The organism is Undibacterium sp. TC9W, assembly GCF_049339865.1.
Lineage (GTDB): Bacteria > Pseudomonadota > Gammaproteobacteria > Burkholderiales > Burkholderiaceae_D > Undibacterium.
On sequence record NZ_JBMPPJ010000014.1, the window covers coordinates 34,842 to 59,680 of the forward strand.

At 50.3% G+C, this 24,839-nt stretch carries 28 protein-coding genes; 18 read left to right on the forward strand and 10 right to left on the reverse strand.

Features of this window, described 5'->3' with window-relative positions:
* Nucleotides 1-11: 11 nt before the first annotated feature.
* Together ACO0LN_RS19180 and ACO0LN_RS19185 are read right to left on the reverse strand one after the other, a co-directional pair.
* Nucleotides 12-770, reverse strand: a complete 759-nt coding sequence (locus ACO0LN_RS19180) for a DUF3108 domain-containing protein (RefSeq protein WP_422976492.1) — start codon at nt 768-770, stop codon at nt 12-14.
* Nucleotides 771-772: 2 nt separating this feature from the next.
* A complete protein-coding gene (locus ACO0LN_RS19185) occupies nt 773-1,909 on the reverse strand; it encodes a DUF3108 domain-containing protein (RefSeq protein WP_422976493.1) in 1,137 nt (378 codons plus the stop codon).
* A 110-nt stretch (nt 1,910-2,019) separates the two neighbouring features.
* On the opposite strand from ACO0LN_RS19185, the gene ACO0LN_RS19190 reads away from it, so the two are divergent.
* Together ACO0LN_RS19190 and ACO0LN_RS19195 are read left to right on the forward strand one after the other, a co-directional pair.
* Nucleotides 2,020-3,345, forward strand: coding sequence for a branched-chain amino acid ABC transporter substrate-binding protein (locus ACO0LN_RS19190; protein WP_422976495.1), 1,326 nt, complete (start codon nt 2,020-2,022; stop codon nt 3,343-3,345).
* 32 nt (nt 3,346-3,377) lie between these two features.
* A complete protein-coding gene (locus ACO0LN_RS19195) occupies nt 3,378-4,268 on the forward strand; it encodes a PhaM family polyhydroxyalkanoate granule multifunctional regulatory protein (RefSeq protein WP_422976497.1) in 891 nt (296 codons plus the stop codon).
* A gap of 151 nt (nt 4,269-4,419) precedes the next feature.
* Here ACO0LN_RS19195 and ACO0LN_RS19200 read toward each other — a convergent pair whose 3' ends face one another.
* Nucleotides 4,420-5,367 carry a hypothetical protein gene (locus ACO0LN_RS19200; protein WP_422976499.1) on the reverse strand — a complete coding sequence of 316 codons (948 nt, stop codon included), beginning with the start codon at nt 5,365-5,367 and terminating at the stop codon, nt 4,420-4,422.
* Between the two features lie 290 nt (nt 5,368-5,657).
* Here ACO0LN_RS19200 and ACO0LN_RS19205 point away from each other — a divergent pair, with 290 nt between their 5' ends.
* On the forward strand, nt 5,658-6,077 hold the full coding sequence (locus ACO0LN_RS19205; protein ID WP_422976501.1) for a hypothetical protein: 420 nt from the start codon (nt 5,658-5,660) through the stop codon (nt 6,075-6,077).
* A gap of 11 nt (nt 6,078-6,088) precedes the next feature.
* A complete protein-coding gene (locus tag ACO0LN_RS19210) occupies nt 6,089-7,042 on the forward strand; it encodes a hypothetical protein (RefSeq protein WP_422976503.1) in 954 nt (317 codons plus the stop codon).
* An 83-nt stretch (nt 7,043-7,125) separates the two neighbouring features.
* On the opposite strand, the gene ACO0LN_RS19215 is transcribed toward ACO0LN_RS19210, so the two are convergent.
* Nucleotides 7,126-7,575 carry an OsmC family protein gene (locus ACO0LN_RS19215; protein WP_422976505.1) on the reverse strand — a complete coding sequence of 150 codons (450 nt, stop codon included), beginning with the start codon at nt 7,573-7,575 and terminating at the stop codon, nt 7,126-7,128.
* 244 nt (nt 7,576-7,819) lie between these two features.
* Here ACO0LN_RS19215 and ACO0LN_RS19220 point away from each other — a divergent pair, with 244 nt between their 5' ends.
* Entirely contained in the window at nt 7,820-8,890 is a 1,071-nt protein-coding gene (locus ACO0LN_RS19220; RefSeq protein ID WP_422976507.1) for a flavodoxin family protein, read from the forward strand.
* 15 nt (nt 8,891-8,905) lie between these two features.
* On the opposite strand, the gene ACO0LN_RS19225 is transcribed toward ACO0LN_RS19220, so the two are convergent.
* Nucleotides 8,906-9,448: a PadR family transcriptional regulator gene (locus ACO0LN_RS19225; protein WP_422976509.1), complete on the reverse strand. Its 543-nt coding sequence runs from the start codon at nt 9,446-9,448 to the stop codon at nt 8,906-8,908.
* 168 nt (nt 9,449-9,616) lie between these two features.
* Between ACO0LN_RS19225 and ACO0LN_RS19230 the strand changes: the two genes are divergently transcribed.
* The gene (locus ACO0LN_RS19230; RefSeq protein WP_422976511.1) at nt 9,617-11,632 is read left to right on the forward strand and encodes an FAD-dependent oxidoreductase; all 2,016 of its coding nucleotides are present in this window, start codon (nt 9,617-9,619) and stop codon (nt 11,630-11,632) included.
* A 59-nt stretch (nt 11,633-11,691) separates the two neighbouring features.
* Here the strand turns inward: ACO0LN_RS19230 and ACO0LN_RS19235 are convergent, their stop codons facing one another.
* Together ACO0LN_RS19235 and ACO0LN_RS19240 are read right to left on the reverse strand one after the other, a co-directional pair.
* Entirely contained in the window at nt 11,692-12,588 is an 897-nt protein-coding gene (locus ACO0LN_RS19235; protein WP_422976513.1) for a hypothetical protein, read from the reverse strand.
* A gap of 131 nt (nt 12,589-12,719) precedes the next feature.
* Nucleotides 12,720-12,977 carry a hypothetical protein gene (locus ACO0LN_RS19240; protein ID WP_162043646.1) on the reverse strand — a complete coding sequence of 86 codons (258 nt, stop codon included), beginning with the start codon at nt 12,975-12,977 and terminating at the stop codon, nt 12,720-12,722.
* A 158-nt stretch (nt 12,978-13,135) separates the two neighbouring features.
* On the opposite strand from ACO0LN_RS19240, the gene ACO0LN_RS19245 reads away from it, so the two are divergent.
* Together ACO0LN_RS19245 and ACO0LN_RS19250 are read left to right on the forward strand one after the other, a co-directional pair.
* Nucleotides 13,136-13,654, forward strand: coding sequence for a hypothetical protein (locus ACO0LN_RS19245; RefSeq protein WP_422976515.1), 519 nt, complete (start codon nt 13,136-13,138; stop codon nt 13,652-13,654).
* 54 nt (nt 13,655-13,708) lie between these two features.
* Nucleotides 13,709-15,577, forward strand: coding sequence for a phosphoethanolamine transferase (locus ACO0LN_RS19250; protein ID WP_422976517.1), 1,869 nt, complete (start codon nt 13,709-13,711; stop codon nt 15,575-15,577).
* Nucleotides 15,578-15,672: 95 nt separating this feature from the next.
* Here the strand turns inward: ACO0LN_RS19250 and ACO0LN_RS19255 are convergent, their stop codons facing one another.
* The 3 genes from ACO0LN_RS19255 to ACO0LN_RS19265 form a co-directional block, all read right to left on the reverse strand.
* On the reverse strand, nt 15,673-16,683 hold the full coding sequence (locus ACO0LN_RS19255; protein ID WP_422976519.1) for a hypothetical protein: 1,011 nt from the start codon (nt 16,681-16,683) through the stop codon (nt 15,673-15,675).
* Nucleotides 16,684-16,809: 126 nt separating this feature from the next.
* A complete protein-coding gene (locus tag ACO0LN_RS19260) occupies nt 16,810-17,286 on the reverse strand; it encodes a hypothetical protein (protein WP_422976521.1) in 477 nt (158 codons plus the stop codon).
* Nucleotides 17,286-17,660, reverse strand: coding sequence for a hypothetical protein (locus ACO0LN_RS19265; protein WP_422976523.1), 375 nt, complete (start codon nt 17,658-17,660; stop codon nt 17,286-17,288). Before ACO0LN_RS19265 ends, ACO0LN_RS19260 begins: the two co-directional genes overlap by 1 nt.
* 117 nt (nt 17,661-17,777) lie before the next feature.
* Between ACO0LN_RS19265 and ACO0LN_RS19270 the strand changes: the two genes are divergently transcribed.
* From ACO0LN_RS19270 to ACO0LN_RS19315, 10 genes are all read left to right on the forward strand, one after another.
* Nucleotides 17,778-18,401, forward strand: coding sequence for a hypothetical protein (locus ACO0LN_RS19270; protein WP_422976525.1), 624 nt, complete (start codon nt 17,778-17,780; stop codon nt 18,399-18,401).
* 68 nt (nt 18,402-18,469) lie between these two features.
* Nucleotides 18,470-18,742 (forward strand): hypothetical protein, encoded by a 273-nt coding sequence (locus ACO0LN_RS19275; RefSeq protein ID WP_422976527.1) that lies wholly within the window; start codon nt 18,470-18,472, stop codon nt 18,740-18,742.
* 5 nt (nt 18,743-18,747) lie between these two features.
* Complete coding sequence (locus tag ACO0LN_RS19280; protein ID WP_422976529.1) at nt 18,748-19,188, forward strand: hypothetical protein; 441 nt, start codon at nt 18,748-18,750, stop codon at nt 19,186-19,188.
* Between the two features lie 18 nt (nt 19,189-19,206).
* Complete coding sequence (locus ACO0LN_RS19285) at nt 19,207-19,902, forward strand: hypothetical protein (RefSeq protein ID WP_422976531.1); 696 nt, start codon at nt 19,207-19,209, stop codon at nt 19,900-19,902.
* Nucleotides 19,899-20,294: a hypothetical protein gene (locus tag ACO0LN_RS19290; protein WP_422976533.1), complete on the forward strand. Its 396-nt coding sequence runs from the start codon at nt 19,899-19,901 to the stop codon at nt 20,292-20,294. The genes ACO0LN_RS19285 and ACO0LN_RS19290 overlap by 4 nt, the downstream gene beginning before the upstream one ends.
* Nucleotides 20,295-20,356: 62 nt before the next feature.
* The gene (locus ACO0LN_RS19295) at nt 20,357-20,791 is read left to right on the forward strand and encodes a hypothetical protein (protein WP_422976535.1); all 435 of its coding nucleotides are present in this window, start codon (nt 20,357-20,359) and stop codon (nt 20,789-20,791) included.
* Nucleotides 20,792-21,200: 409 nt separating this feature from the next.
* Nucleotides 21,201-21,521 carry a hypothetical protein gene (locus ACO0LN_RS19300; protein WP_422976537.1) on the forward strand — a complete coding sequence of 107 codons (321 nt, stop codon included), beginning with the start codon at nt 21,201-21,203 and terminating at the stop codon, nt 21,519-21,521.
* 29 nt (nt 21,522-21,550) lie between these two features.
* Nucleotides 21,551-22,276 carry a DotI/IcmL/TraM family protein gene (locus tag ACO0LN_RS19305; protein WP_422976539.1) on the forward strand — a complete coding sequence of 242 codons (726 nt, stop codon included), beginning with the start codon at nt 21,551-21,553 and terminating at the stop codon, nt 22,274-22,276.
* Nucleotides 22,277-22,292: 16 nt separating this feature from the next.
* Complete coding sequence (locus ACO0LN_RS19310) at nt 22,293-23,381, forward strand: DotH/IcmK family type IV secretion protein (RefSeq protein WP_422976541.1); 1,089 nt, start codon at nt 22,293-22,295, stop codon at nt 23,379-23,381.
* Entirely contained in the window at nt 23,382-24,827 is a 1,446-nt protein-coding gene (locus tag ACO0LN_RS19315) for a DotG/IcmE/VirB10 family protein (protein ID WP_422976543.1), read from the forward strand.
* Nucleotides 24,828-24,839 lie beyond the last annotated feature (12 nt).

Sequence of the window (24,839 nt, forward strand, 5' to 3'; positions counted from 1 at the left end):
GCAGCTCGGACTTATTTTTTCAGGCTTTCCAGCACCTGATCGACATAATCCCCATCCGCATCGCTGAACTTCAGTCTTACCGGATACCATTCCAGGCTGGGTGCCAGCCATAAATCCAGTTGCTGGTCTTTGGAATCAGCAGGCGGTGCCTTGCTGACATGAATGGCGAGCATGTCGCCCATCGGGGTCTTGATGTTTTCTGGCCCAACGACTTTGAAAGCCCAGGGGTCGGCATCGCGGCGACCAGCCACCAGCATTTTCCATTCCGTGCCTGCCTTGAAAGCATCTCCAGCGGCGCGGGCGATGGCAATCAACTGCCAGCTGGCGCTGGTCCTGTCTTGCTCTCCCCCTTTAAGTACATAGGTTTCAGCAGATGCACTAAAGCGCAGGGTCTTGCTGTCACGCTCAAAACTGGTCGTGGTGGCGGGTTTGCGAAAGCGTTTTTCGACAAACTTGTCGGGTGCCAGGCCAAAATCATCGATATTCCCCACGCTGCTCGCATCGAGTATTTTGCCGACCAGCATGGCATGGGTTTCTGTGATGATGCTGTATTTCTGGTCGCCGGTTTGCCATTTGACTGAGGCTGAACCACTCAGCGGCAAGCCGCTTTGTTTTGCCTTGATGCTGTATTGCAGCTCAACCGAAGGTGGCAGCTTCGTCGCATATTTGGTGGCAGTCTCATGTCCCTGCGCCATGACAGGGCTGTTCAGGCCCGATGCCAGCAGCAGGGTAAGAAATAGGGTGAAAAGCGGGGCTCTTGCGGTGCGCATTATTATCTTTCCATATTGGTGATGCTGATGATTTTGGTCGCGGTCTGGGTAGTCACGGCACCATTACTTTCCGTATTGCGTATTTGCACCGGATACCAGTGCTGGTCAGGTGACAGCCAGACTTCGAGCTTGGAATTGTAAGAACCAGGCAAGGGCGGGCGCACTATATGCCAGGCCATGAACTTGCCTGCCTTGGTCTCGACTTCTTCATACGCGGTCACAATAAAGACAAAGGTGGTGACATCCCTTTCTTCAGCGACTTGCAACCGGATTTCACGGCCAGGCTGAAATTTCTCGGGATCGGCATAGCCTATGCCAGCCAGTTGCATGAGGAAACTGGCCTTGTCCTGGGCGCCATCTTTTATTTCTGCCGTTTTATTTGAGGAAGAAAAACTGACAGATTTTTTCTGATGGTCAAAATGAGTCGCCGTCTCACTGCGGTTACGCCGCTTTTCTGAACTGGTCGCAGGGGTGATGCCATACGTATCAATCAGGCCCTCGCTGTGCATCTGGTACAGGTTGATGGAGGTCAGCAACAAATCCAGCGTGGCAATGATGCTCATCTTGTAGCGGCCAGTCTTGAACTCCCAGTTAATTTCGCCATCGCCATAGACCGGGCTGCGGTTAGGTTCCGTACGCACGATGCGCATGCTGATCGTGCCAGTTTGGGGCGCACGCACAGGATAGGTTTGCGGTCCCTCGGTATTGCTGCTGTCCTGGCCAGGCGTGCCGCTGGCCTCCTCGGCCTTGACTTCAGGCTTGGTCTCGGCTGCCAGTACAGGCGTATTGTCCTTCACTTCAACAGGTGCTACGGGAGTCGGGTCGGGCGCGGGGGCGGGTTCCGGCTCAGGGCTAAGCAGAGGTGTCACCGTCTTTTTCACCCCAGCGGGTGGCGTTGCTTCAGGCGCTGCTTGTGGACCTGGTTTCGGGGTGGGGCTGACAGTTTTTTGCTCCGTCTGTTCGGGGATATCCCTGAATTGCACTGCGATGGGGCTTTCCTGCAAGCGTGGCTTGTCTGGCATCACGTCCCTGTCCAGGCCATACAAGACAAACAGGTGCAGCAATACCGCCAGCGTCAAAAACAGCATATTCTGGCGGGTCAACAACATGGTATCAAAGTGAGGGGTGGTAGCATTCATCCTGCTAGTGTAAACGCAGTAGATAAATTTTGGATGACCTGAGGTATTTTGTCAGGGAGTAAAATGGCATTTTTTGCAGCAATCATGCTGGACATGCCAGGATTAATCTGATGCCGATGACAATAATTAGCTGTTTGAAACGATATTCTCCCGTACTGCTGACACTATGTCTGCTGCAGAATGTTCAGGCGGTGACGCCGCAAAATCCTGTACGCCTCAATTCCAATTCGAACTCCAGCTCTAGCCTCAGCCCAATACGCATAGGCATGATAGACGGCCTCAGCGGTGCTTTCAGCAATGCCGGTGAGGCAGTGCAAAGGAATTTGCAGATTGCCATAGAAAGAGTCAATGCCCGTGGCGGTGTACGCCTGCCTGATGGCCTACATCTTCTGCAATTAAGCAGCTTTGATAACAAACAGGGGGTAGAAGATTCCCTGACTGCGCTCAAGCATGTAACCGACCAGCATATTCCCTTTGTTGTGCAAGGCAATAGCTCTGCCGTTGCCCTGGCTCTGGTGGATGCCATCAACAAGCATAATCAGCGTACACCTGATAATCGCCTGCTCTTTCTTAATTACTCTGCGGTCGATCCGGCACTGACCAATGAAAAATGCAGTTACTGGCATTTCCGTTTCGATGCCCATGCCGACATGCGCATGCATGCGCTGACAGAAGTCATCAAGGCTGACAGCCGCGCCAAAAAGATTTACCTGATAGGCCAGGACTATAGCTTTGGCCGCCAGGTCAATAAATCAGCACGTACCATGCTGGCAGAGAAAAGACCGGATATTGCGATTGTTGGCGAAGACCTGCATCCCATAGGCAAGATCAAGGACTTTGCTCCGTATATGGCCAAGATCAAGGCCAGCGGTGCCGATGCGGTCATCACCGGTAACTGGGGCAATGACCTGACCCTGCTGGTCAAGGCCGCCAAGGAGGCGGGCATGGTGACCAAGTTCTATACCTTCTATGGCAATGGCTTGGGTGCACCGGCGGCACTGGGCGATGCAGGCATAGACAGGGTGCGTGCGGTGGCGGAATGGCACCCCAATGCTGGCGGTGCCGACAGCGACGCCTTCTATCAGCAATTCCGTCAGCGCTATCCCGACCCGCGCGACGATTATGTGCATCTGCGCATGCAGCTCATGGTGGAGATGCTGGTTACCGCCATAGAAAAAGCCAGGACGACCGAAGCAGCAGCCGTGGCCCACGCCATGGAAGGCGCGCATTACAAGAATGCCTTCCATGACGCCATCATGCGTGCAGAAGACCATCAACTGATACAGCCCTTATATGTCTCGGTCATGCAAAAAAAGGGCGAGAGTGGCGTGCGTTTTGATAATGAAGGCAGTGGCTATGGTTTTAAAACCGAGCGATATTTTGATGCGCGATTGACGGCCTTGCCCAGCTCATGCAAGATGCTTAAGATTAAATAAAAGCAACCTTGAAAATATGAAGGAGAAGTCGTATGAGCAATCCGTTTTCTGGTTCTGAGATCCCCGGCATGAATGCCATGGGCGATACCCTGTCTTTCGTCAAAAAACTCTGGGGCAATATGCAGGTACCTGGTATGGTGGCTCCACCCATGTCCGTGGATGAGCTGGACAAAAAAATTCAGGATTTGAAGACGGTGGAATCCTGGCTGACCGTCAACATGAACATGCTGCGAGGCACCATACAGGCACTGGAAGTACAGCGCGCTACCCTGGCTGCCTTGCAATCATTGGGCGAAAGTTTCGCACAGCATGCACAACAGGCTGGTGCGATGGCAGAGCAGGCAACGACAAGTTCAACAGCCAGCAATTCGGGCAACAGTAAAGGCAATAGCAATGCCGACTGGCCCATGCATCCACATGCCGCCAGGGCAAAAGTCGCAGAACCTGATCCCGATGAAGAAGTGGACGAAGATAGCGCAGACATGCCACCAGAAGCTGGAGCAAGCCCTGTGCAGGCTGAGGTGCCTGTGGCAGAGGATATGCAATCTGCCAATTCTACCGGTTCTGCCAAAGCGACAACTGCTCCAGAAGCGACAGACACCAATGCACCTTTCGTCAACCCGGCGGCCTGGTGGGGGCTACTGCAAGAGCAGTTCAAGCAAGCAGTCAGCAAGGCAATGGAAGGGCAACAGGCTGAGGTGGCAGGCGCAACAGTAGAAGTGCCAGAAAAAAAGACAGTGGCAAAGAAAACTGGCAGCAAGCCAGCAGCCAAGTCTGCGTCGAGGCCAGCGGCAGCGAAACCAGCAAGTAAAACCAAGACTGCCGCAACTGGCCAGACGTTGACCAAGGCAGGTAGCAAGGCAGTCACCAAGCCAACGGCTAAACCTGCTGTCAGGGCTAGCAAAACAAGTAAGGAAAAATGAAATCACCAGGGTGCCGATGCTGAATGATCACCACCGGCAGGTTTGATGAGCGGGCATGCGCTCTGACTGTGACTTTATTACGCTGACAGATTGGGCCGGGTTGACAAGGCTTATGCCAAAATATGCCTGACCCTAGTTTCTGACTGGAATTTCAGTAGAACGGAGAAGCGCAGTTAACCTTGTTGATTTGCTTGATTTCTACTACCTTCAAATTATTATCCATCATCCAGGCAGCCAGGCGTTTGATGGTCGGATGGCCGGTCCTGCTGATGACGATCACTTTATCGGATTTGCCATAGACGCAATCGCTTTTAAATTCCAAACCTTCTTTGGGACCGACAGCAGGCAGTGGGATGTCTATCAACTGCAAGGGAAATTTTGCCAGCTCTGCGGCTGACATTTCTTCATACCGGATATTTGTATCGATAACAAACGCAGCCCTGGAAAATTGCTCAATAGGATTTGGGACACCGGATTTATTTTCTATGGATTTAACGGCGACGAGTATGTGTTTGTTGCCAATATTAGCTACACTTATTCCAGACCAGATGTCCTTAAGCTCCTTGCGCGATGGCAAGCCATTGCCTGTCGGGGCAGCAGCTGGAACTGCCGCCACAGGCGCAACTGCGGCAGCAGGCGCAACGGCTTTAGGTGTAGCAACTGGTGCGGCAACTGCTACAGGTGCAGCCTTGACGGGTGCTGCGGCAACTTCATCACCCTGGTATTTATATTTGCCGTCGAATGGCACATCACCCCAGGCACTGGCACAGGTTTCTACATGCAATTGCATTCCGCCCGCAGCGCGTTTCAGAGTCATATTGCAACGGCCTTCAGCGTAGCTCCAGCCACCCGGGGCATCCGTCAGTTTTCCTTCGCCCGCACCGCTGCGCAAATTACCGGGCTTGCCCTTTTCTGCCACTTCCAGCGTGAATTTGCCATCAGGCTTCACCGTCAACAGACGTTCAAAGCCATTGTCGCTGGCATCATAGACACCGGCTTTGGGAAAAGGACTGTAGTCTGCAGCCATAGCAGGGGCTGTAATACATGCGAGACTGACGGTGAGCAGGCTGAGGGTTTTCAGGGAAGATGAGCTTTTCATGTGGTCGCTGGATGAAGGTGGTTGAAATTGGTCAAGCTATGCCTGTTCCCAAATAGGGTGTCGTATCTGGGCGCATGATGCATGAAAGTAAATGGATGGTGCATGACAGGTGTAAGCGTGTCAATCAAGTAATTGTATGTTTTATATTAAAGCGCAACAATGTGTAAGCAGATTTGCATCATGCTCAGGATTTTGTTATTAGCTTATCTGTGAAAATAGTCGCTAAATCGTGATAGCGCTGGCACGCATTTTTATTTATTTGCTTAACTGAAACATCAGGAGAACCGGCAGTGGCCTTTGTCTATGAGAGAATCCCTGAAGCGGATATCGTGGCTTTTGATTTGCGCGAAATTGACAAACAGTTTCCCATGGCGACAGCGTCGAGGTGGGTGATAGACCGCGAGCGTAATATCTATCTGCGCTATATGACCTATGACCGTGAACAGCCATCACACAAAAACTTCAGCTACTTCTGGAACGGCAATCTGTATAGCCTGCGCCTGAGCAGCGAAGGGCATGACCTGCCTGACGATAAGTGGAAAACCAGCTGGAGCTGGCTGGGCATGCATGAACCTGAAGCAGACGCCAAGACAGAGTTTGACGCGAACCGCACAGCTTTCATGGCAGATCTCAAAGATGCCTTGCGGGCCTATCGCGACGGTTCCTTGTCGCCTGTCTATGCTGCACACGTTGCAGAATTCGACTTTTAGACGGAGGGCTTATGTCAGGTCTCAGTCATCAGCAAGCCATGGCACTGCTGCAGGATCATCCCGAAGATTACCGCACGCCGGATTCATTGAAAGATCTCGCCAACCAGGTATCCATCTATTCTGATGGACAAGTCACCCTGTTGTATGGCGGCATGGTGCACAAAGACATTTCCAGTAATGACCTGGTAGAACTCATGGTCGCCAATAAAGAGGATATACGGGCGATCAACAAGACACCGGTAGCGGCTTTTCTGCAATCGGAAGACTATCTTGAGGCGGTCGCGAAAGCGCATAACTGCAAGTCAGTCGATGAAGTCCTGAGCAAGCGCGATCATCCGGCCAACCAGTTCATGTTTGCGGCAACGGATGGCCGCTGGGCTGATGCCTCGGCACGCTTTGCTGCGGCCACCAAGGGCGAGGTCATGACGCTCAGTGGCTATGCCGGCGCCGACCGTACCCTCGGTCTGGTGGAACTGCCGACCATATTGAAAAACCCTGAGGTCACCCATATCAATGGCAAACCCAAGGCAGTATTTGAGACGATCTATGAAAAAACCGGCTCATTAACCGAGGTTTTCAAAGCCGTAGCTGCTTCTTCTCATGACTTGATGCGCAATATGGAAGTCAAGGCATCGACCCACGTGAATGCCGATGGCAGCGAGAAAAAGATTGCTGAAAAAGTCGGCTCAAAGAGTTTGTTTGAAGGCTGTGCTTACCGCGGCACCAGCCTTGCCAAGGGCGAAGTAAATCTGTCCATTGCTACCGCAATTGATCCAAAATACCAGCTCAATATCAATGAGGGGAAGGTGCATCTGGATCATGCGGAACAAAAAAACAAGGCCGACAAAAAGCCCGGCGATGATGTAGCAGGTTTGCTGCTTGTGGCTGATACACCTTCATCCAGGCTGGTCGCCCTTACTTCCAGCTCCGCACTGAAACGGGAATCATCTTCCTGTAAAGTATGAGCTGTGTACTGAACCAGGGAACGACGGATAGTTCGATAGTTTGTATAACTATCCGCCGCAATTATGGTGTGCTTATGCTGTGCTTATGGCGTGGTATCCACACGCAGAGTTGCTTGCAATGTTATTTCTGGAACGCTGGCCAATGCTTTTGACAGAGGACAATCACGTTTTGCACCCGCCGCAATTTCCTGGAATTGTGCATCGTCTATGCCTGCGACTGTGGCTTCCATCGTCAGCGCAATACGGTCTATCACAAAGCCTTCGCCCTGTTTGTAGAGCCTGACGCTGGCCTTGGTATCTACATCAGTCGTTTTCAAACCGGCTTTTTCGCAGGCAAATGAAAACGCCATGGTGAAACAGGCTGCATGGGCTGCACCCAGCAATTCTTCAGGATTGCTGCCGCGTCTGTCATCTTCAAAGCGGCTGGCAAAGCCATAGGGATACTCTTTCAACGCGCCGGTTTCAGTGCTGATATTGCCGACAGCAGTTTTGCCTGAACCTTCCCAATGTACGCTTGCAGTTTTTTCGCTCATGGTCATTCCTTTTAAGTGATTGCTTCACATGGACCAGGACCAGGACCAATATTGTGCAAAAGCATGGCTTTCGCCTCAGCGTTTCCCGACCTGACTTAACAGAGACTATCCCTCTGCTTCAAACGTATCTGTTCGCTAACACACAGAGGGGTAACGAAGAGATTTGCTATCTTGATGCAATAGTCGTTGCAACGATTGTGGCAGACTCGCTTGACCACGTTTACTTCATCAGGAAACCATCATCATGATACAGATACGCTTAGGCCAGGTAAAACCCCAGCTCAGCCGCGAAGAATTTGGGCAACGTTATCGGGCCAGTTTTATTGATCCGGCTTTTGATGCAGAAGAGTCTGCCATCGCCAGGCTGGAAGAAATTGCCTGGCATGCATATGATGAAGGGCGCAAAGCCCCTTTCACGCAAAAAGCTGGCGCTGGCTATGCAGACCCTGATTATGATCTGTCAGTGGAATGGCAGGCGACCAAAGACCGCCTGGAAGCCGCGCAGGCAAAGTGGAGTCAGGCATCGACACCATCGCGTGTCTTGCTGATCTGCGCCTCTGCTCGCAATGACGGTACTTGTCCTGGTGAAATGTCCAAGAGTTTTCGTCTGCTGCAAATCGCCAAAAAGGAATTGGAACAAGCCAATATTGAGCCCGATGTACTAGACCTGAGTTTGCTGACCTCGGAGTATGGCAAGAATATTTTCCCGTGCAAGGGCTGCGCTTCCACTGCCATGCCCTTGTGTCACTGGCCCTGCAGCTGTTACCCCAATCATGCCTTGAACCAGACCAATGACTGGATGGCAGAAATTTATGAACGTTGGACTGCCGCTCACGCAGTCATCATCGTCACGCCAGTCTATTGGTACCAAAGTCCCAGCCCCTTGAAGCTCATGATAGACCGCCTGGTCTGCGCCGATGGCGGTAACCCTGACCCGACTTCCACCTCAGGTAAAAAAGCCGCCAAGGCCAAGGAATTGGAAATGGCGGGCTGGAATTACCCCCAGCATCTGGCAGGCCGTGCCTATGGCCTGATCGTGCATGGTGATGTGACTGGTGTTGAAGACTCGCGCCGCGCATTGTCAGACTGGCTGGACTGGATGGGCTTCATCGATGCTGGTACGCAGGCGCGATTGGGACGGTACATAGGTTATTACGAACCCTATGCGAATAGCCACGAAACCCTGGATGCCGATGTCGCCATCCAGCAGGAATCGCGCAACGTGGCGATTGCAGTCGCCAAGGCGGTCGCAGAATTGCGTGCGGGTCGTTTGCAGGCGGTGCAGGCAGATGTGAAGCGGCCACGACCTAAATAAGGAAGTGGAGTTCGCTCACTTCGCTTCTACACCATCCTTCAAGATGCGCAAAGCCTCTTTAGTCCACTGCACACGGCTTTCTTCAAAGGTGATGCCTGCTTTTAAAATCAGGTAGCGCAATTGCTGTTCATGTGACAGCTTTGCGGCACTGAAGTCACGCTTTTCTATCTCCAGGTAAGTTGCCAGTTCCTGCTCATGTAATTGCAGGCGGCGCTCAAACTCTTCTGCCAGACCCAAGGGGCCTATGGCAGCATCAGCCCGCAGTTTGACCATCATGTCATCCCGCAGTCGCATCGGTGCACTGCTTTCGCTGGCCCAGCGTCGTAATTCATCCCGGCCTGCCGGGAGAATTGCGATGAGCTTTTTGCCTGCGCGCCCGCCTTCAACCTCGCTAGAGATAACCCAGCCCTGGCTTTCCATGCGCCCCAGTTCCCGGTAGATTTGCTGGTGGGTTGCATGCCAGAAATAGCCTATGGACTTGTCAAAACGCCGCGCCAGGTCATAGCCCGAACATGGCTTTTCGGCAATCGAGGTTAGCAAGGCGTGGGGCAGGGACATGTTTTAGAGTAAATAGTCGGTGTGGTTTTTAGACATTTTATATGCAACTGGTTGCATAAATAAAGCAGTTTCGGTATTCTCTTATGCACTTAGTTGCATACTCAGTTGTGTAATATGTATTTTCAGCATCTGCGGCTTGATTGAACCCTTTATATTTAGGAATACGCCATGTCTTTTTATCCTCACCTGACAAAGCCACTCGATCTGGGTTTCACTACTTTACCTAATCGCCTGTTAATGGGTTCCATGCACGTAGGGCTGGAAGAGGTCGATCATGGCTTTGAACGCATGGCGGCATTTTATGCAGAGCGCGCCCGTGGTGGTGTTGGCCTCATTGTGACTGGCGGCATTGCCCCGAATGAAAGAGCGCGGCCCATGCATGGCGGCGCCATGTTGACCACTGAGTCAGAAGCAGAACACCACAAGATAGTCACCAAGGCCGTTCATGATGCTGGTGGCAAGATTGCCATGCAGATTTTGCATTTTGGCCGTTATTCTTACCAGCCTACCCTGGTTGCGCCAAGCGCGATCAAGGCACCGATCAACCCATTCAAGCCGCACGCACTGACTACAGAAGAAGTGGAAGAAACCATTTCTGACTTCGTCCGTTGTGCCGCGCTGGCGCAATCAGCAGGCTATGATGGTGTCGAAGTCATGGGTTCAGAAGGTTATCTACTCAATGAATTCATCGCTGCCTGTACTAACCAGCGCGATGATGAATGGGGCGGGGCTTATGAAAACCGTATCCGCTTCCCTATAGAAATCGTGCGCCGCATACGCGAAAAGGTAGGCACCAACTTCATCATTATTTACCGCCTGTCCATGCTGGACTTGGTCGATGGTGGTTCAACGCTGGAAGAAGTCACGCAACTGGCAAAAGCCATAGAAGCGGCTGGTGCGACGATCATCAATACCGGCATAGGCTGGCATGAGGCACGTATCCCTACCATTGCCACCAAGGTGCCACGCGCTGCTTTTGCCTGGGTCACCAAGAAGCTCAAAGGCCAGGTGAATATCCCTCTGATCGCCACCAACCGTATCAATACTCCAGAAATTGCCGAGCAATTGCTGGCAGAAGATTATTGCGACATGGTGTCAATGGCGCGCCCCTTGCTGGCAGACCCGTTGTTCATGCGCAAGGCAGAGCAGGGCAGGGCAGATGAAATCAATACTTGTATAGGTTGTAACCAGGCCTGTCTTGATCATACTTTTGGTGGCAAGGTCACCTCTTGCCTAGTTAATCCACGCGCCTGCCATGAGACTGAGCTGGTCGATGCCCCTCTGGAGAAAGCCAAACGTATCGCCGTAGTTGGCGCTGGCCCTGCTGGTCTGAGCTTTGCCACGACCGCAGCCAATCGCGGCCATGCCGTGACTCTGTTTGATGCCGGTTCTGAAATCGGCGGCCAGTTCAACATCGCCAAGCAAGTGCCGGGCAAGGAAGAGTTTTATGAAACCCTGCGTTATTTCGGCAAGCAAATCGAATTGACTGGCGTCACGCTCAAGCTCAATACCAAGGTTGATGCGGCTGACCTGGCAGACTTTGATGAAGTGGTCTTGGCAACTGGCATCACCCCACGTGTCCCGCCTATTGAAGGTATAGAACATGCCAAAGTCCTGAGCTATCTTGATGTCCTGCGTGACAAGAAAACCGTCGGCAAATCTGTTGCGATTATCGGAGCAGGTGGCATAGGTTTCGACGTGGCCGAGTACCTGAGTCATAGCGGCACCAGCCCTAGCCTGGACCCAGAAAAATTCTATGCAGAATGGGGTATCGATACTGACTATAAAAACGTCGGCGGCTTGCGCCCTGCGCATCTGGAAAAATCAGAACGCCTGATTTTCCTGTTGCAACGCAAGACTTCCAAGGTAGGCGATGGGCTAGGTAAAACCACAGGCTGGATACACCGCACAGGTCTCAAAAACCGTGAAGTACAAATGATCGCCGGTGTCAGCTATGAAAAAATAGATGATGCGGGTTTGCATGTCACCATCGGTGGCGAACAAAAATTGCTGCCAGTTGATAATGTGATTCTGTGTGCAGGGCAGGAACCAAGGCGTGACCTGCAAGCCATGCTGGAAGCAGCTGGCAAGCCTGTGCATTTGATTGGTGGTGCCGATGTGGCGGCAGAGCTGGATGCCAAACGTGCTATCAACCAGGGTACGCGTCTGGCGGCAACTATTTAATGGTGGATAATGGGTGGAATAAAAACTGGCAGGCTTCCCTGCCAGTTTTTTGTAGCCTGTCAGGCGAACAGCTTTTCGTATTCCTGGCGATCCTGGTCTGAAATAAATGCATCCAGATACAGCGACCATGAATTCTGGTTACGGTCAGCCATGTTCTTGTTCAAGCCTGGTATCAATGCCAGCTTGGACGGTGGCAAAGAGCGTTTGCGTATCGCATCAAACACGATATCGCTAAAGTGTTCAGCAAAGCTGACCGGGCTGCCTATCTCCTTCAGCAAGCGGTCTATGATGGCGATTTTATCAATGCGTTGGGTGTCGATAAAATAGCGCACCATCTTCGACAATGGTGATTGCAGGCTGTTTTTCTCCAGCCGCAGTTGCTGTCGCAAAATGATCTTTTGCGTATCGGTATTCAGGCGGTTCTCTATCAATTCAAGTACAGCGCCATTTGGCGCTGCCAATGCTACTTCCAGCATGGTCCAGCGTTCATTTTCATTGGCTGCATACTCAGCAATATTGTCGTAGCTGATATGCGCCTTCAGTTCTTCATCCGAGATCAGGCTGCTGTCTTCTGTCATGACAAAATGGGTTTTGCCCAGGCTGTCGTGCATACTTTCAAGCAAGAGTGCAGTGATAGGCAAATTGCCAAAGAAAACAGAGAAGCCCAGTATGTCGCCATACAGCCTGATTTTTGAACGGTCTGAAATTGCAAATGCCCGCAAGAAATCATTGCTATCGCGCGGCAGGGCGCAACGGCTGAAGTACTGGCGAGGATAGCCCCTGGCCAGATAAGTCTCAATGATACGCAGGCCATTTTCTGCCTGCAGGCATTCAGCAACAGTAGGGACCACGCCGTCATTGGCCTCTATGGCATAGCCATCGATAATAATTCGTGCACAGTGCTTTTTAATTTCTGTTTCAGAAAAGATGCTGGCATTCAGATGTTCAGAAAGCACGAATAGTGACCTTTTTAATGAAATGTCTGATGATTGATAATTTGTTGTTTTGCAGAAAGACTCCTTGCATTGTATGCGCAACCCGGGCTTGCTAACAATTAAATCAAGTCAATGCAGAGGCTAAGCTGAGCCTAAGTTGGCGCAGCCGGTTTTTTCTTTGCCTGTTCGTCACGCCAGTCCAGGTATTCGGGAAAAGTCATTTCACGCATGGCCACGCAATTGCGCAGACCCTGGGTGACTACCATGTCAAAATTTTCTGGATTGATTTTCGCTTGCGGATACACTTCACAGCGGTACAGTATCGGCAGGCCATTGGGCCGCGGCTGATTGGGTGCCAGCATTTCATTGCCTATCATATTGGCCAGCAAGGCGACAAGTATGGTGTTCATAATCCCGGATTCTCTGGTGCAATACAGTCTGGAGTTCACAAAAAAACCTGAAACGACGGTTTTTCGACCAGTTTTTGTCAGCTAATGATAACATTACCTTTATCGTCAATGCTGATGAAATTTTACTTTCATTAGCTAATAAATGGAAAGAGAATTTCATGCGTCTGATCAACAAGTTTGTGCTGGTGGCAGTATTGGTCGCAGGCGTTGCCTTGCTTGTTGAATTTTTGGGCAATAAAAATCAGCTTGATGCGGTTGGCAATACTCCTCTGAAAGAGACGCCGGAATATGCGGTGATGGTGGAAAATGCAGAAAAATTGCTGGATGCAAAAATAATTCCAGGCACTTTCGTCAATGTAGTTGACGCTAAACAGCAGGTGCTGGAATATAAAATGAGTCTGGCAGAGAACCGCAGCTTTCAATTCAGTGTTTCTTCATATGCAGCAAAAAAAGACTGGGCCAAAACTACACCAGATGTGAGTAAGCAATTGTCCGGTGTCTATAGAATCAAAGGCAATGTGATTTATTTCGAGAATTTACAGGGGCACACTGGCCTTATGTCGGACAAGGCACGCAGTGTGATTAGTGCCTGGACGCAGGATGGTATCGAATTCAAGAATGAAAACTCAGTCATGCGTCTGCGCATGCTTGCTCCTGCGGCTGCCAAACCACAATAACCAGCAACAATCATAGAGTCATAGCTGGTGCACCGTACCCGCTTGCAAGAATCAATGAATACTTCTGCCAGCATGGAACAGTTACAGCATCAGCAGCAAAATCAACAACAAAGCCAGCAAGAAAGCCAGCAACAACGTCAAGATAAGCATCAGCTTAAAACCGGTCTGTCTCATGAGTTGCTGTCTTTCTTTTTCTTGCTGATACCATTTGCCATCCCCAATGGCATCGTCATTGCCAAGGCAGCAGCACTGCCCCTGTATGGTGGCAAGATCATCCTGTCTGTATTACCGGTTTCCTTTCTTTTTTTCCAGTTATGGAAGAAGTCATGGGTGCTCAGGCTGCTGACAGCCTTGCTGGCCATACTTGCTGGCGCAGAAGCTTATGTTGCCTATGCGTTCGGCGGTGTATCCGGCTCCAGCCTGTATTCCATACTCACGACCAGCGACAGCAGCGAATCCTTCCATTATTTGCTGGAACATATACAGGCCGTCATGCTGTGGCTTTTGCTATGCGCAATCAGCACAGTACTGGCCATCTATTTTGCCCGGCGCAGCGCTTATCAACCTGGTGGCTTCCTGATTCTTTGCCTGCTCTGCATCGCTGGATATGGCTGGTATATCGGTGCCATGAGTGCCAGTACTTACCTCAAAGAGAAAAATGCCAACCGCTATCCGACCATCAGCGAAGATGGTAAAGAAAAACTGTTTGGTGTTGGCAATCTGCCGCCTTTGCTTTCTACCGTGAAGGATACCTATCCTTACGGTTTGCCTGTCAGGTTATGGATGTTCTGGCGCGAAGAAAAAATCATGCGCGGCATGGAACAGAAGCTGAGTCAGTTCCGCTTTGGTGCGACGGTCGCCGCGCCGGTAACTGCAGCAGCAAGCACAGGTACACAAGAAACCTATGTATTGGTATTGGGTGAGACAGCCAGGTTTGACCGCTGGACTATAAATGGCTATGAACGCGATACCTCTCCCAATCTGCTCAAAGCCAGGCAAAACGGCGAACTGGTCAGCATGCGTGACATGATTACCCCACGCACATTCACGATGGGATCAATACCCATCTATTTGAGCGGGCGCGACATCATGCAGGAAGGTGCGCGGCAGAAATCCCTGATTTCAGCTTTTAGGGAAGCCGGTTTCAAGACTTATTTTTTATCGACACAGGTGAAGAAAAGTTTTTTGAACAATGTCACGACCCTGTTCGCGGCAGAAGCGGATGTGCAGCAGTATTTTGAATCAGACGAAACTCTGGGTCTGGTGTATGACGATGCCTTGCTGGGACCGCTCAAAAATATCCTGCAAGAAAAATCAGCAAAGAAACTTATCGTCTTGCACACCATGGGCAGCCATGCAGTTTATTCTGCCAGGTACCCCAGGGCATTTGAGAAATATCCTGTCAGCAGCGCAGGCAAGGCAGATGCACAACAAATCGATGACATGCAGGCGACTTCGAATGCCTACGACAACAGCATACGATATACCGATCATGTACTCGGTGAAATCATGCAGGCACTGGCTTTGTTGCCGGGTAATGCCGCCATGATCTATGGTTCGGACCATGGCGAATCATTACCCACCAAGGCTTGCAAATTCATAGGCCATGGCGTCCTGAATGAAGAGAATTTGCGCGTGCCTTATTTTGTCTGGACCAATCAGGCATACCGTGAACAGCATGCCGCGAAGTGGCAAAATCTCTTGAAGAACCAGGAAAAGGCAAGTATGACCAGCGCCAATTTTGCCACTTTGCTGGACATGGCAAGCATCAGTTTTGCAAACTTCCCTACTGAACATAGCCTCGTCAGGCAATATCAGGCAAGGTCAGCAAGAATGGTGATGAACTTGCAAAACACGGAGCTGGACTTCAATACTGCCAGGAAAAAAGACGGGGCCTGCGGCATGCTGCAGGTCAAAGATTGATCAGGCTTCAGAAATAAAGTTGCATCTGTCTCGCTGGCAGGCTGATTTGATATTGAAGCAGCCTGCTTTGTCAGTTGCAGGCCAGGCCCCAGGCTTCAGGCACTTAAATCCATACCTATCTGAGCCAGTTCTTTTGCACGCGCTGACGCAAACCAATCCTTTTGCGTGGCATCAAATTTTTCGAGAAAACCTTCCTCGGGCAAGTCGCCTGGTCCGGGTGTCAGTTTCAGTATGGCTTCTTTCAACACGGCGTTACTGAGCAGGTTTTCGTTTTCGGCAAGCGCATGTCTTGCATGCCTGGTCTGAAAATTACGTGACTCGGCAATCAGTTTTCCATGGTCATATAACTTGAGTTCATAACGCTGTTGAGATTTCGAGATATGTGCCATCAGCCTGGAGCGCAATAAAAATCCTTGCCTGTCGAGGCTGGTAAAGCAGCCATCATTTAACTGGTAGCGTGGGTGACGCCATAATTCACCGCCATGGTTGCGGTTGGCGAATTCGATCTTGACGACGTTCTGCATATCCAGCGACAAAGGCACGGTGCTTCTGGCGGTCGCATACAGTAAAGGCACACCATCTTCATCGCGGCTCAGATAGCCTTCAGGCAGCAGGCTGAATTGTTCTGAGTGTGCCAGTCCGTTCAGGTCTGGCAGATCAGGATTGGTAAAGCCTTCTTCCATGCGGATGCGGAAATTACAGTCGCGTACGCTTTCGAGCTTCAGTATCAAATCGTCTGGCATGCCCAGCGCATAGCGTGTCTTGAGCACAGACTTGATCCATAATCTCTCACCTGTTCCTGTCTCTATCTGTTCCGGCTGTATCGAGGCGATGGTGTGAAGCGGGCGGATAATGATTTCACCCGTCTGCTTGCGCTGTATGGCGGCATCAACATAAGGCTCATAGACATTAAGTGCCTTTGCCAGTATTTTTTCTTCAAAGCCGCTCAGTTGTGGCTCTTCTTCGCGTTTTTCCAGGATCTTTGCGAGGATGGCACGTATTCTCTCTTTTTCAGCAGCAAGGTCGGCAAACGCATAACTGCCAAAACGGGGTAATTCATTGAGGATGTTGTTTATTTTTGATTTAACCGTGTTCGGGGTATTCATTTTTGTTTTTCTGAGGGAGTGCGTATTGATTGCGTATAGCGAACTGGCCTGCTGTACAGCAGGCAAACAAAGATGATACATGCTGTCCCGGGCATTTGCTGTACCAACAAAGATAACAAAAGTGTCTTATTTCCTTAACTGCAATACTGGCAAAGCCTCGCCCTGAGGGATATTCGCCAGGCCGTGTTTGCAAGCCTTGATCGCGCCATCCCTGAATTGATTTTCACCATATTGACGGAAAGTTTCTACCTGCTGTTGTATGACGGCCTGTTCAGCCAGATATTGATCACTGACTGTTTGCATGTAAATGCGCCGGGTTTGCAGGCGTATATCGGCAGGCAATTCCGGGAAGCGGGTATCGAAAGAGTCGGCAACAGAGCGGGCAAAACTGCGTGTCTTGTAAACATCAACGTTTCTGAGCCGGTTGGACATGGACACCATGATGATGGAAGCCACGTCTTCACAGGCCATTTCCAGTTGCAACAGACTCAGGGGCACTTTCATGTTGGGCGAGGCTATGCCTTCACTTGCTGCTGGCGCAGAGACTTTCCCGCAGGAGGCCAGCAAGACAGTGGCCGTCAGCGCACATATTAACTTCTTCATCAGGCGACGCCACACAGTCTTGCGTAAGACATGCCTACCTCATGATGGGCTTTCAAGTGACGCATCCATTCGTCTGTCTTGTGGACAACCTGAACTCCATTCACTTTCAACGTAGCCACCAGTTCCCGCCGCAATTCGGCAAGTTGCGCTGGAGAATTACTCTGAAAGCACGGTAATTCCACTTTCCAGGCAATGGTAGGAACCAGACTGTGGTGAGCTTGCTTTTTTTGCACATATTGGGTTTCCAGGCGCAAAAAGATGGTTTTTACGGCCGGATTCTTGCTCAGGGTCTGGAAAAACTCTTTTTTCCATGCGGGTAATACAGAATTTTCAGTTTCATTCTCGTATTTTTCCGCAATATTTGTTAAGCTCATCAAAATACCTTTATAAAAATGAAGGTAAAAAAACTTTTCTCATCGAATGCTAGCAATTGTCTCTGGAAGTGTCAATTTTGATGCAATATACAGAGACCTTGAAATTATGCAGTTCTGATGAAAAACTATTGCTGGGTATGTATTTTTTTAAATTCGGTTAAGTCAATGAATAAACTCGCTCTGTCTTTGTTAGCCACTTTGGTATTTTTAAGTACTTCTAATATTGCTTACGCTCAAGACAAGAAAAAAATTACAATTCCAGAGATCAGGGAGCCGCTTGATGACAAGCGCTCGCAACGCTTGATTGTACTCGCGACTGACCTGATGTTTGTCAGACATTTTGCCAGTGACAGGCAGATCAAGCTCAAGGAGCTGGAAATTAATGTCAGTCTGGAACCATTTAATGAAAAGCAAAAAGAGCTTTTCTCCATCCGTAAAAAGCAAATGGAAGAGTGCGTCAAAGAGGCAACAACAGTCCAGGGCAATTTTTTCTCCGCCTATGATCAATTGAATGCGTCCAAATACGAGGTATCTGACTATAAGGCGATCTATGCCTATGCCAAGAAGAACCTTCTGGAGTTCCAGCGCAAGGATTTGATGCAGCCAGCTGAGTTGAAGTCGTATGAAGACAGCCGGCCGCAGGGCTTTACATTCCGCAGCATCTGCATTGACGACGGTGTAGCACCGAAGCTGAAAGAAAAAACGGAATTTGTCTCACCGAATGCATTGCCGAAAAAATGATACAGGCCAGTTCCTGCCAGCTCTTTGTCAACTGTAAGTAAATCACAGCAAATAAAAGTAAATAAGCCATGATGTATCAATCATTCTTGCGCAAGAAATTTCGTAGGCTGGCAACGACCCTGTTTTTCCTGGTCTTGTGCATGCTCAGTGCCATCGCTGTTTTTGCTTTGCTGGTCACAGCTTTGAATGCTACCGGCGCGGGTGCCATGGCAATACCTGGTGCTTTTGTCTGCGTCATTTTCTATGAGTTGGGACGTTATTTTTTTTACCGTAGTTTTTTCATGCAGCAACTGGCCCGGTTTGCGGCCTGGAAACAAGTACATGATGAAAGTAAAGAGTGAGTACCATGAGCACAGTTAGCACACTTGGCGCAATCAGCGCCAACCCCACTGCGAGTAAGTCAACTGCCATGTCTGGCAGTGTCATGCAAATCTTGTTTGCTGTCAGTGCCGTGATTTGCCTGTTATTTGGTATTGGCCTTACCCGCATGCTCAGTATCTATTTTGAGCAGCGTGTATTCAGCCTGATTATTTTCTGCGCATTGCTTTTATTGCCCCTGTGCTTTGCCTTGCGCCTGCCATCAATGACGACCGGGCGGCTGCATTTGCTACTGGTAAGTATATATTTTTTGACCGGGCTGCTGGCCAATACCCTGTTCCCACAACTGAAGGCTTATCTGGCCTGGTTATTCTATGGTTTTTGCCTGATGGTGTTTTTACTTGCCTTTGTAACAGCAGGGCAGGCTGTGCGTCAGGGAATTGTCCGCCTGTTCCGGCGCAATCGCTAAATACGAACGGAAAAAGCTTTGTTGCGCCTACCTATTTCCCTGGGCATTTGTGCACTTGCACTCATGTGGCCAGTGCTGGCAGCACCGGTTGCCGGGACGAAGTCCGAGCCTAAGCCAAGAACCAGCTTGCCAGGTCAGGTACCCCAGCACCATAACGAATATGAGCTGGCCATTTATCGCCTGCCTGCCGGTAGTGAGGTGGCGCGGCAGGTTTGCGGTGCTGCTCACAAGTGTGAGAAAAAAGTCAGTGGTCCTTATTCTTTCTATGCGTTTTCATCGCAATTTGATGAATTTGACAATGACTTTGCCAGAATGAATGTCAATCGTTTGCAGCAATATGCAGTGTCGGCGAATTACGAATTCATACTGGGAAAATATTTTTCCGTAGCCTTCAAGAAGAGTGGGGCTATAGCCGAGCAGGTCTTATTTGAAGACGTCAGTTTTGTTGTCAGGCCCATCCAGCTGGATGCAGGAAAAATGGAGGTGGATGTGTTTGGCATGTTCAAGTACCACCTGTTAGGGTCCGGGCAGAAAATCAGTCCGTCTGGTCGCAATATCAGATTCAAGTCATCTATTAGCGAGTCAAAAAACTTTTTCCTGATCGCTGAGGCACAAGCGCAAAAAAATGAGCCGGTATATCTGGCAGTGATCAAGCAATGTAGTGAAATCATTGATCCTTCGTATGAAGTCAAAATGTTGGAGAAGGGCTTGTGAAAAATTTATATCTCCTGGTTTGTTTCGCAACTGTCGCGCAATCTTGCTTTGCGGGTAGTTCCCTGAGTGAAGAGCTGGCTGCCGAGCGTGGAATCAAGCTGGTCAATGTGGATTTGCTGGGGAAATCTAAATCAGCAACGGTAAAACCGCAAATCATGAGTTGCGATGGCGCGCCTGTCAGTAGCAAAACTACGGGTAGTGATGTGCTGCAAAACAAGGATGGAAAGATGGTTATTGGCAGCGCTCAGCCCGCACCTGCACGAGAATTTGATGTGGAGAAAATGAAGGAGTCACTGATGGATGTATCCAGGCAGGCCGCCAACATCCGCTATCAGGCAGCCAAGGCGCAGGGCGGAAAAAAGAAAACCTGCAATGTGAATCTGACTGAGTAATTTATCTTAAATAAGCTACCGCCAATCAGCTACCGCAAAATAGTTCACCTGGAATACATGCCATGCCATTGATAGATCAATTAGTCGAAGCTCTGCACAACTTGCACAGACCTCATGTGGAACGTGCCCTGCTGCTATACCAGTCCATACAGCCACCAGCAGGCCTGGCCGCTGAATACTTTCAACATTTGCAGCAGAACAGCCCCGCCATGGCTGCAGATTTGCCTGCAGATGGCGGTGCAAAGCTGGCGGCAGCGCTGGAAGCCCTGTATGGCGTCATACAAGTATTGAACCGCTGCGCGACCAATTTCCCTTTCGGGCGGGCTTTGCCGCTGCTGCCGTTTGTCGCAGAAGACAAGGCGGTCAGGGCAGTGCAGGAGACCCTGTTCGACAAGATGAAAGATGAATACTTTGCCCCTGCGATATCTGATGACTCCAATGGCGAGGCCGTGTATTTGAATCGCCTCGCGATGATCAGGGAAATGCTGCAGGAGTAGCTGCTGACGGTTGCCGCACTCGTTCCAGAGTAATTGCCGGAGTGGCTGCGCAGGTGTCAATAGGCCCAATGGGCTGGTAGCGCCGCGCGATGTGCAGTAAGTTTCTTGCAGCCATGATGGCTGACGAAGACTCCTTTGGCATTTCTCTATTATTTCCTCAGTGTATGAAATTGATGCGGCACGCTTCATGTAATTTTTCTGAAATATTTCCCTCCGTAAATGCCCTTTTAGGGTGCCAGCAGACAGTATTTCACTGCCATTTTACAAACAAGATGTTTTTTACCATCATTGTCTTAATAATTTAATTGTAAAGCTGGTAGAATTTGGAATAAATGTCGAAAAAACCTTATCTGGCCTTTGTTTTCATAAATTGCCATGATAAGATAATTGAAGAATTCTAAATTTTTCCATGAAAAAAGACCCTGCAACATCCATACAGCCAACGCCGAAGCCTGTGGTCAAAAAGACCAGGCGTTATGGCTTTGAGTTTTATAGGGATAACTTCCGCCGCATGACTGTCTTGGCGATCGGTCTGGTTGGTCTGGACATAGTCCTGGTGGTGGGAATGTTCCTGGTTTATAGCAGTTTTCCCCAGCGTGATTTGTATGCCACCACGCGCAACGGTTTATTGGTGAAATTGAGGCAATTTGACAGTGTCGGCCAGGTAAAGTCTGCCAAGGCCGCCAAGGCTGCGAATGCGCCAGCAGGCGCAGCAGTAAATGTTGAATAAGCGTATCCATAACGTGTAAGAGGATCAAGATGTCTGGCTCTATAGCTCAACAAAAATTGCCAGCCAAGGCGGAAACCAAGCCGCCTGTGCATGCTGCTGACACGCCGCATGCAGGCGGCAATACCAGGGAAACCACAGGGCAGCCTGAACTGAATATGGCGCGCGCCGAGTTTTATCTCGATCGCTACCGCTTTATCCAGAAAATTGTCGCAGGCCTGCTGGTGCTGACTATCCTGCTGGCGTATGCCTTGTACGATGTTTATCGTAATCCTCCCAAGCCCCTGTATATCGCAGCAGAAAATGACGGGCGCATTATTGAATTGCGCCCCATCAGCCGTCCCACCATTTCCAAGAATGCCTTGCTGACCTGGGCTGCTGAGTCTGTTACCTCAATTTTTACGTATGACTACGTGAACTACCGCAAACAGTTCCAGGGCAATGTCGATTATTTCAGTGCGGAGGGCTGGCAGGCGTATATGGATCAACTGGATAAATCTGGCACATTGCAGACTGTCAAGGAAAAATCCATGCTGGTTTCTGCTGTTGTTACCAGCAGTCCCGTCATCACTGGCGAGGCACCGGTGAATGGTATCTATATGTGGAAAGTGGAAATGCCGATCGATGTGACCTACACACCGTTCGGACAAAGTCCAATCAAGCAAAAACTGATCATCAAGATGAACCTGCGTGCCATTTCTCCACTGGAGAACCCGCGTGGCGTGGTGATTGATAGTTTCAGTACATTCGAGCGGTGATTTGAGGTCGTTGATGATGAATATGAACAGAAATATCCGGCTTGCCTGCGCACTCCTCATGGGGTTGCTTGGTACTGCCGCTTTGGCCAGGCAGACTGGTGCCGAGGCCCCGCCTGCCAAGTCACAAACCAAGCCTGGTGAAATGGCCCTGCCCAGTGCCTTGCCGCCTGCACCTGTAGAACCGGTGCAACAGGCCAGTCCTGCCAGTGCAGCGAGGTTGACCGCATCCGAACTGAATGCCCGTTATAGCGACCCTGCCATGCTGCCATCACCAGATGGTTATGCGAGGCCACGCTCCAAGCTCAAGATGCCGCAGTTCCGCGATCCCAAAGAGCAGGCCTTTGATGAATTGCTCGATGAAACCGTGACTTTCAGTCGTGATGAAATCAATCGCTATTACGACCGCATTGATGATTTCAAACGTTCGGTGCGCACGCCTGACGGGCAGATGCATAGAGCGGTGATTTCTTCCGTCATTGTGAACCTGCAGCCAGGCTCGGTGATACCGGTCATGCGCCTGAACGTCAATGAGAATTCGTCCTTGCTGTTCACGGATTCAACGGGCAATCCCTGGCCTGTCGTCAAATTTTCTGCGCCTTCCAAGAGCATGTTTGCAGTGGAATTTCATGCAAATAATAATCCGCATGAAATTGCCCTGGAGCCTATCAAGGATTACGCCTACGGCAATTTGAAAGTGTTCCTGGCGGGCATGAGCACACCAGTTTTTGTGCGCCTGGTTACCGGTCAAAAAGAAACTGACGTGCGTCTGGATGCGAGAATGCCTGTACGCGGACCGAATGCCGCTGCCCTTATAGAAAAGCAAATGCCGCCAGAGGCTTCGTCCTCGATGTTTTCCATGTTGAATGGCGTGGTGCCGGAAAAAGCCCAGGAACTCAGGGTTGAAGGTGCAGATGCCAGGGCCTGGATGCTGGATGGAAAAATGTATTTGCGCCTGACCAACAAGACTTCAGTGCGCTCACCATCATGGACAGGAACCATGTCTTCGATTGATGGTACCAATGTTTATGAGCTTCCTGCGCGCACGCCAGTTGTCTATGCTGCGCAAGAAGGTAAGAGTGTTGAATTACGCGTGTCGGGGTTTTAAATGGCAGAAAAGAAAACAGGTGGAGCGGCTTTCCTGGCAAATCCTAAATCCCGCATGATGGTCATTGGTGTTGCCGTTGTCCTGGTCGCAGGTATTGCACTGGCGGTCAATGGCGTTATCAAGAAAAATTCCATCAACAAGGAATCAAGCGAACCCACCAGCACCGCAGCTTTGCCTGCCGATGCGAATAAAAAAACCGCCATTGACCCCAATAAAGTCGATGCCCAGCAGTCTGATTTGCGCAAGACTGCCAACGAAGATGCTGCCAAGCGGGCAGAATCAAACGGACAGACCTTTATTGCAACGATGCGACCCGACGCCGCACCTGCATCTGCTGCCAATACTGGCAACGGCATAGATCCCAGCATGTATGCGGCCCGCAATGCAGACAATGGCTATGCCAGGTACGCAAGCCCACGCGAACCTAGCGAGCAGGATATCCGTGATGCAGAAGCTGCCCAACAGAAAAAAGTCGATGAATGGAAGCGCAAGCTGACTGCTGACAAAGCCAAGATCAATGAGGTATGGGAGCCGGGCTCCAGGGTTTTCTACACAGCCTATGTGGGCACTGAAAGCGCTCAGGGCGAGAAAAAAGAAAAAGATATCCATGAGCAGCAAGCTGGCAAGGCTGAAGCACAAAAGAAAGGCCAGGTCTTTGCTAGGGCTGGCGATATTTTCTATGGCAGTATCGATATAGGCATGAATACGGACGAGCCTAGTGCCATTACCGCCTACATCCTGAGTGGGCCATTCAAGGGTGGCAAGCTGCTGGGAGCAAAGTCCGGGCAAACTGCGCCTTATTCAGAAAAAGCCGTGATTCAATTTACATCCCTGAATCATCCCAAGTTTGAACGTTCCATTCCCGTCAAAATTTTTGCTGTCGATCGTGATACGAAACGTGCTGCGGTTGCTGATAACGTCGATAGACATTTGCTGACGAAGTTCGGTCTCGCTGCCATTGTCGATTTTGCACAGGGCTATGCCGAGGGCAAGGCGCAGACGAATTCGTCGATTGCTTATGGTCAGAACGGTGCGCCGACTGTGGTTACCACTTCAGAGCTCACCAATCAGCAATTAATTGCACGTGGTGCGGCAAAAACCATGAACCGTGTAGCCAGTACGCTGGCACCGTATACCAACAGGCCAAATACCCTGGAAGTATATTCACAAACCGAAATAGGCCTGCTGGTCGCGGCTGACATCGTCTATGTCGAAGGTGTCAATGCTGACAATAGCGGGCCTGCACCAGGCGCTGCTACTGCAAATGGTGCAAGGCAGGCCACAGTTGCGAATTCCTATGCACCAGCGCTTCCTATGCCACCTGTCCAGCCGCCAGCCATGTATGGTCAGCAGCAAGTGTATGTACCGCAGCCTGCCTATCCTCAGCCAGCTTATGGTGGTCAGCCCGCATTGTATGGGCAAATCCCTGTGTATGGTCAACGCTAGTAACGCTGGTAA

Coding starts and splice junctions, on each gene's coding strand:
- ACO0LN_RS19180 (WP_422976492.1), bottom strand. CDS start 770: ATGCGCACCGCAAGAGCCCCGCTTTTCACCCTATTTCTTACCCTGCTG.
- ACO0LN_RS19185 (WP_422976493.1), bottom strand. CDS start 1,909: ATGAATGCTACCACCCCTCACTTTGATACCATGTTGTTGACCCGCCAG.
- ACO0LN_RS19190 (WP_422976495.1), top strand. CDS start 2,020: ATGCCGATGACAATAATTAGCTGTTTGAAACGATATTCTCCCGTACTG.
- ACO0LN_RS19195 (WP_422976497.1), top strand. CDS start 3,378: ATGAGCAATCCGTTTTCTGGTTCTGAGATCCCCGGCATGAATGCCATG.
- ACO0LN_RS19200 (WP_422976499.1), bottom strand. CDS start 5,367: ATGAAAAGCTCATCTTCCCTGAAAACCCTCAGCCTGCTCACCGTCAGT.
- ACO0LN_RS19210 (WP_422976503.1), top strand. CDS start 6,089: ATGTCAGGTCTCAGTCATCAGCAAGCCATGGCACTGCTGCAGGATCAT.
- ACO0LN_RS19215 (WP_422976505.1), bottom strand. CDS start 7,575: ATGAGCGAAAAAACTGCAAGCGTACATTGGGAAGGTTCAGGCAAAACT.
- ACO0LN_RS19220 (WP_422976507.1), top strand. CDS start 7,820: ATGATACAGATACGCTTAGGCCAGGTAAAACCCCAGCTCAGCCGCGAA.
- ACO0LN_RS19225 (WP_422976509.1), bottom strand. CDS start 9,448: ATGTCCCTGCCCCACGCCTTGCTAACCTCGATTGCCGAAAAGCCATGT.
- ACO0LN_RS19230 (WP_422976511.1), top strand. CDS start 9,617: ATGTCTTTTTATCCTCACCTGACAAAGCCACTCGATCTGGGTTTCACT.
- ACO0LN_RS19240 (WP_162043646.1), bottom strand. CDS start 12,977: ATGAACACCATACTTGTCGCCTTGCTGGCCAATATGATAGGCAATGAA.
- ACO0LN_RS19245 (WP_422976515.1), top strand. CDS start 13,136: ATGCGTCTGATCAACAAGTTTGTGCTGGTGGCAGTATTGGTCGCAGGC.
- ACO0LN_RS19250 (WP_422976517.1), top strand. CDS start 13,709: ATGAATACTTCTGCCAGCATGGAACAGTTACAGCATCAGCAGCAAAAT.
- ACO0LN_RS19255 (WP_422976519.1), bottom strand. CDS start 16,683: ATGAATACCCCGAACACGGTTAAATCAAAAATAAACAACATCCTCAAT.
- ACO0LN_RS19260 (WP_422976521.1), bottom strand. CDS start 17,286: ATGAAGAAGTTAATATGTGCGCTGACGGCCACTGTCTTGCTGGCCTCC.
- ACO0LN_RS19265 (WP_422976523.1), bottom strand. CDS start 17,660: ATGAGCTTAACAAATATTGCGGAAAAATACGAGAATGAAACTGAAAAT.
- ACO0LN_RS19270 (WP_422976525.1), top strand. CDS start 17,778: ATGAAAAACTATTGCTGGGTATGTATTTTTTTAAATTCGGTTAAGTCA.
- ACO0LN_RS19275 (WP_422976527.1), top strand. CDS start 18,470: ATGATGTATCAATCATTCTTGCGCAAGAAATTTCGTAGGCTGGCAACG.
- ACO0LN_RS19280 (WP_422976529.1), top strand. CDS start 18,748: ATGAGCACAGTTAGCACACTTGGCGCAATCAGCGCCAACCCCACTGCG.
- ACO0LN_RS19295 (WP_422976535.1), top strand. CDS start 20,357: ATGCCATTGATAGATCAATTAGTCGAAGCTCTGCACAACTTGCACAGA.
- ACO0LN_RS19300 (WP_422976537.1), top strand. CDS start 21,201: ATGAAAAAAGACCCTGCAACATCCATACAGCCAACGCCGAAGCCTGTG.
- ACO0LN_RS19305 (WP_422976539.1), top strand. CDS start 21,551: ATGTCTGGCTCTATAGCTCAACAAAAATTGCCAGCCAAGGCGGAAACC.
- ACO0LN_RS19310 (WP_422976541.1), top strand. CDS start 22,293: ATGAATATGAACAGAAATATCCGGCTTGCCTGCGCACTCCTCATGGGG.
- ACO0LN_RS19315 (WP_422976543.1), top strand. CDS start 23,382: ATGGCAGAAAAGAAAACAGGTGGAGCGGCTTTCCTGGCAAATCCTAAA.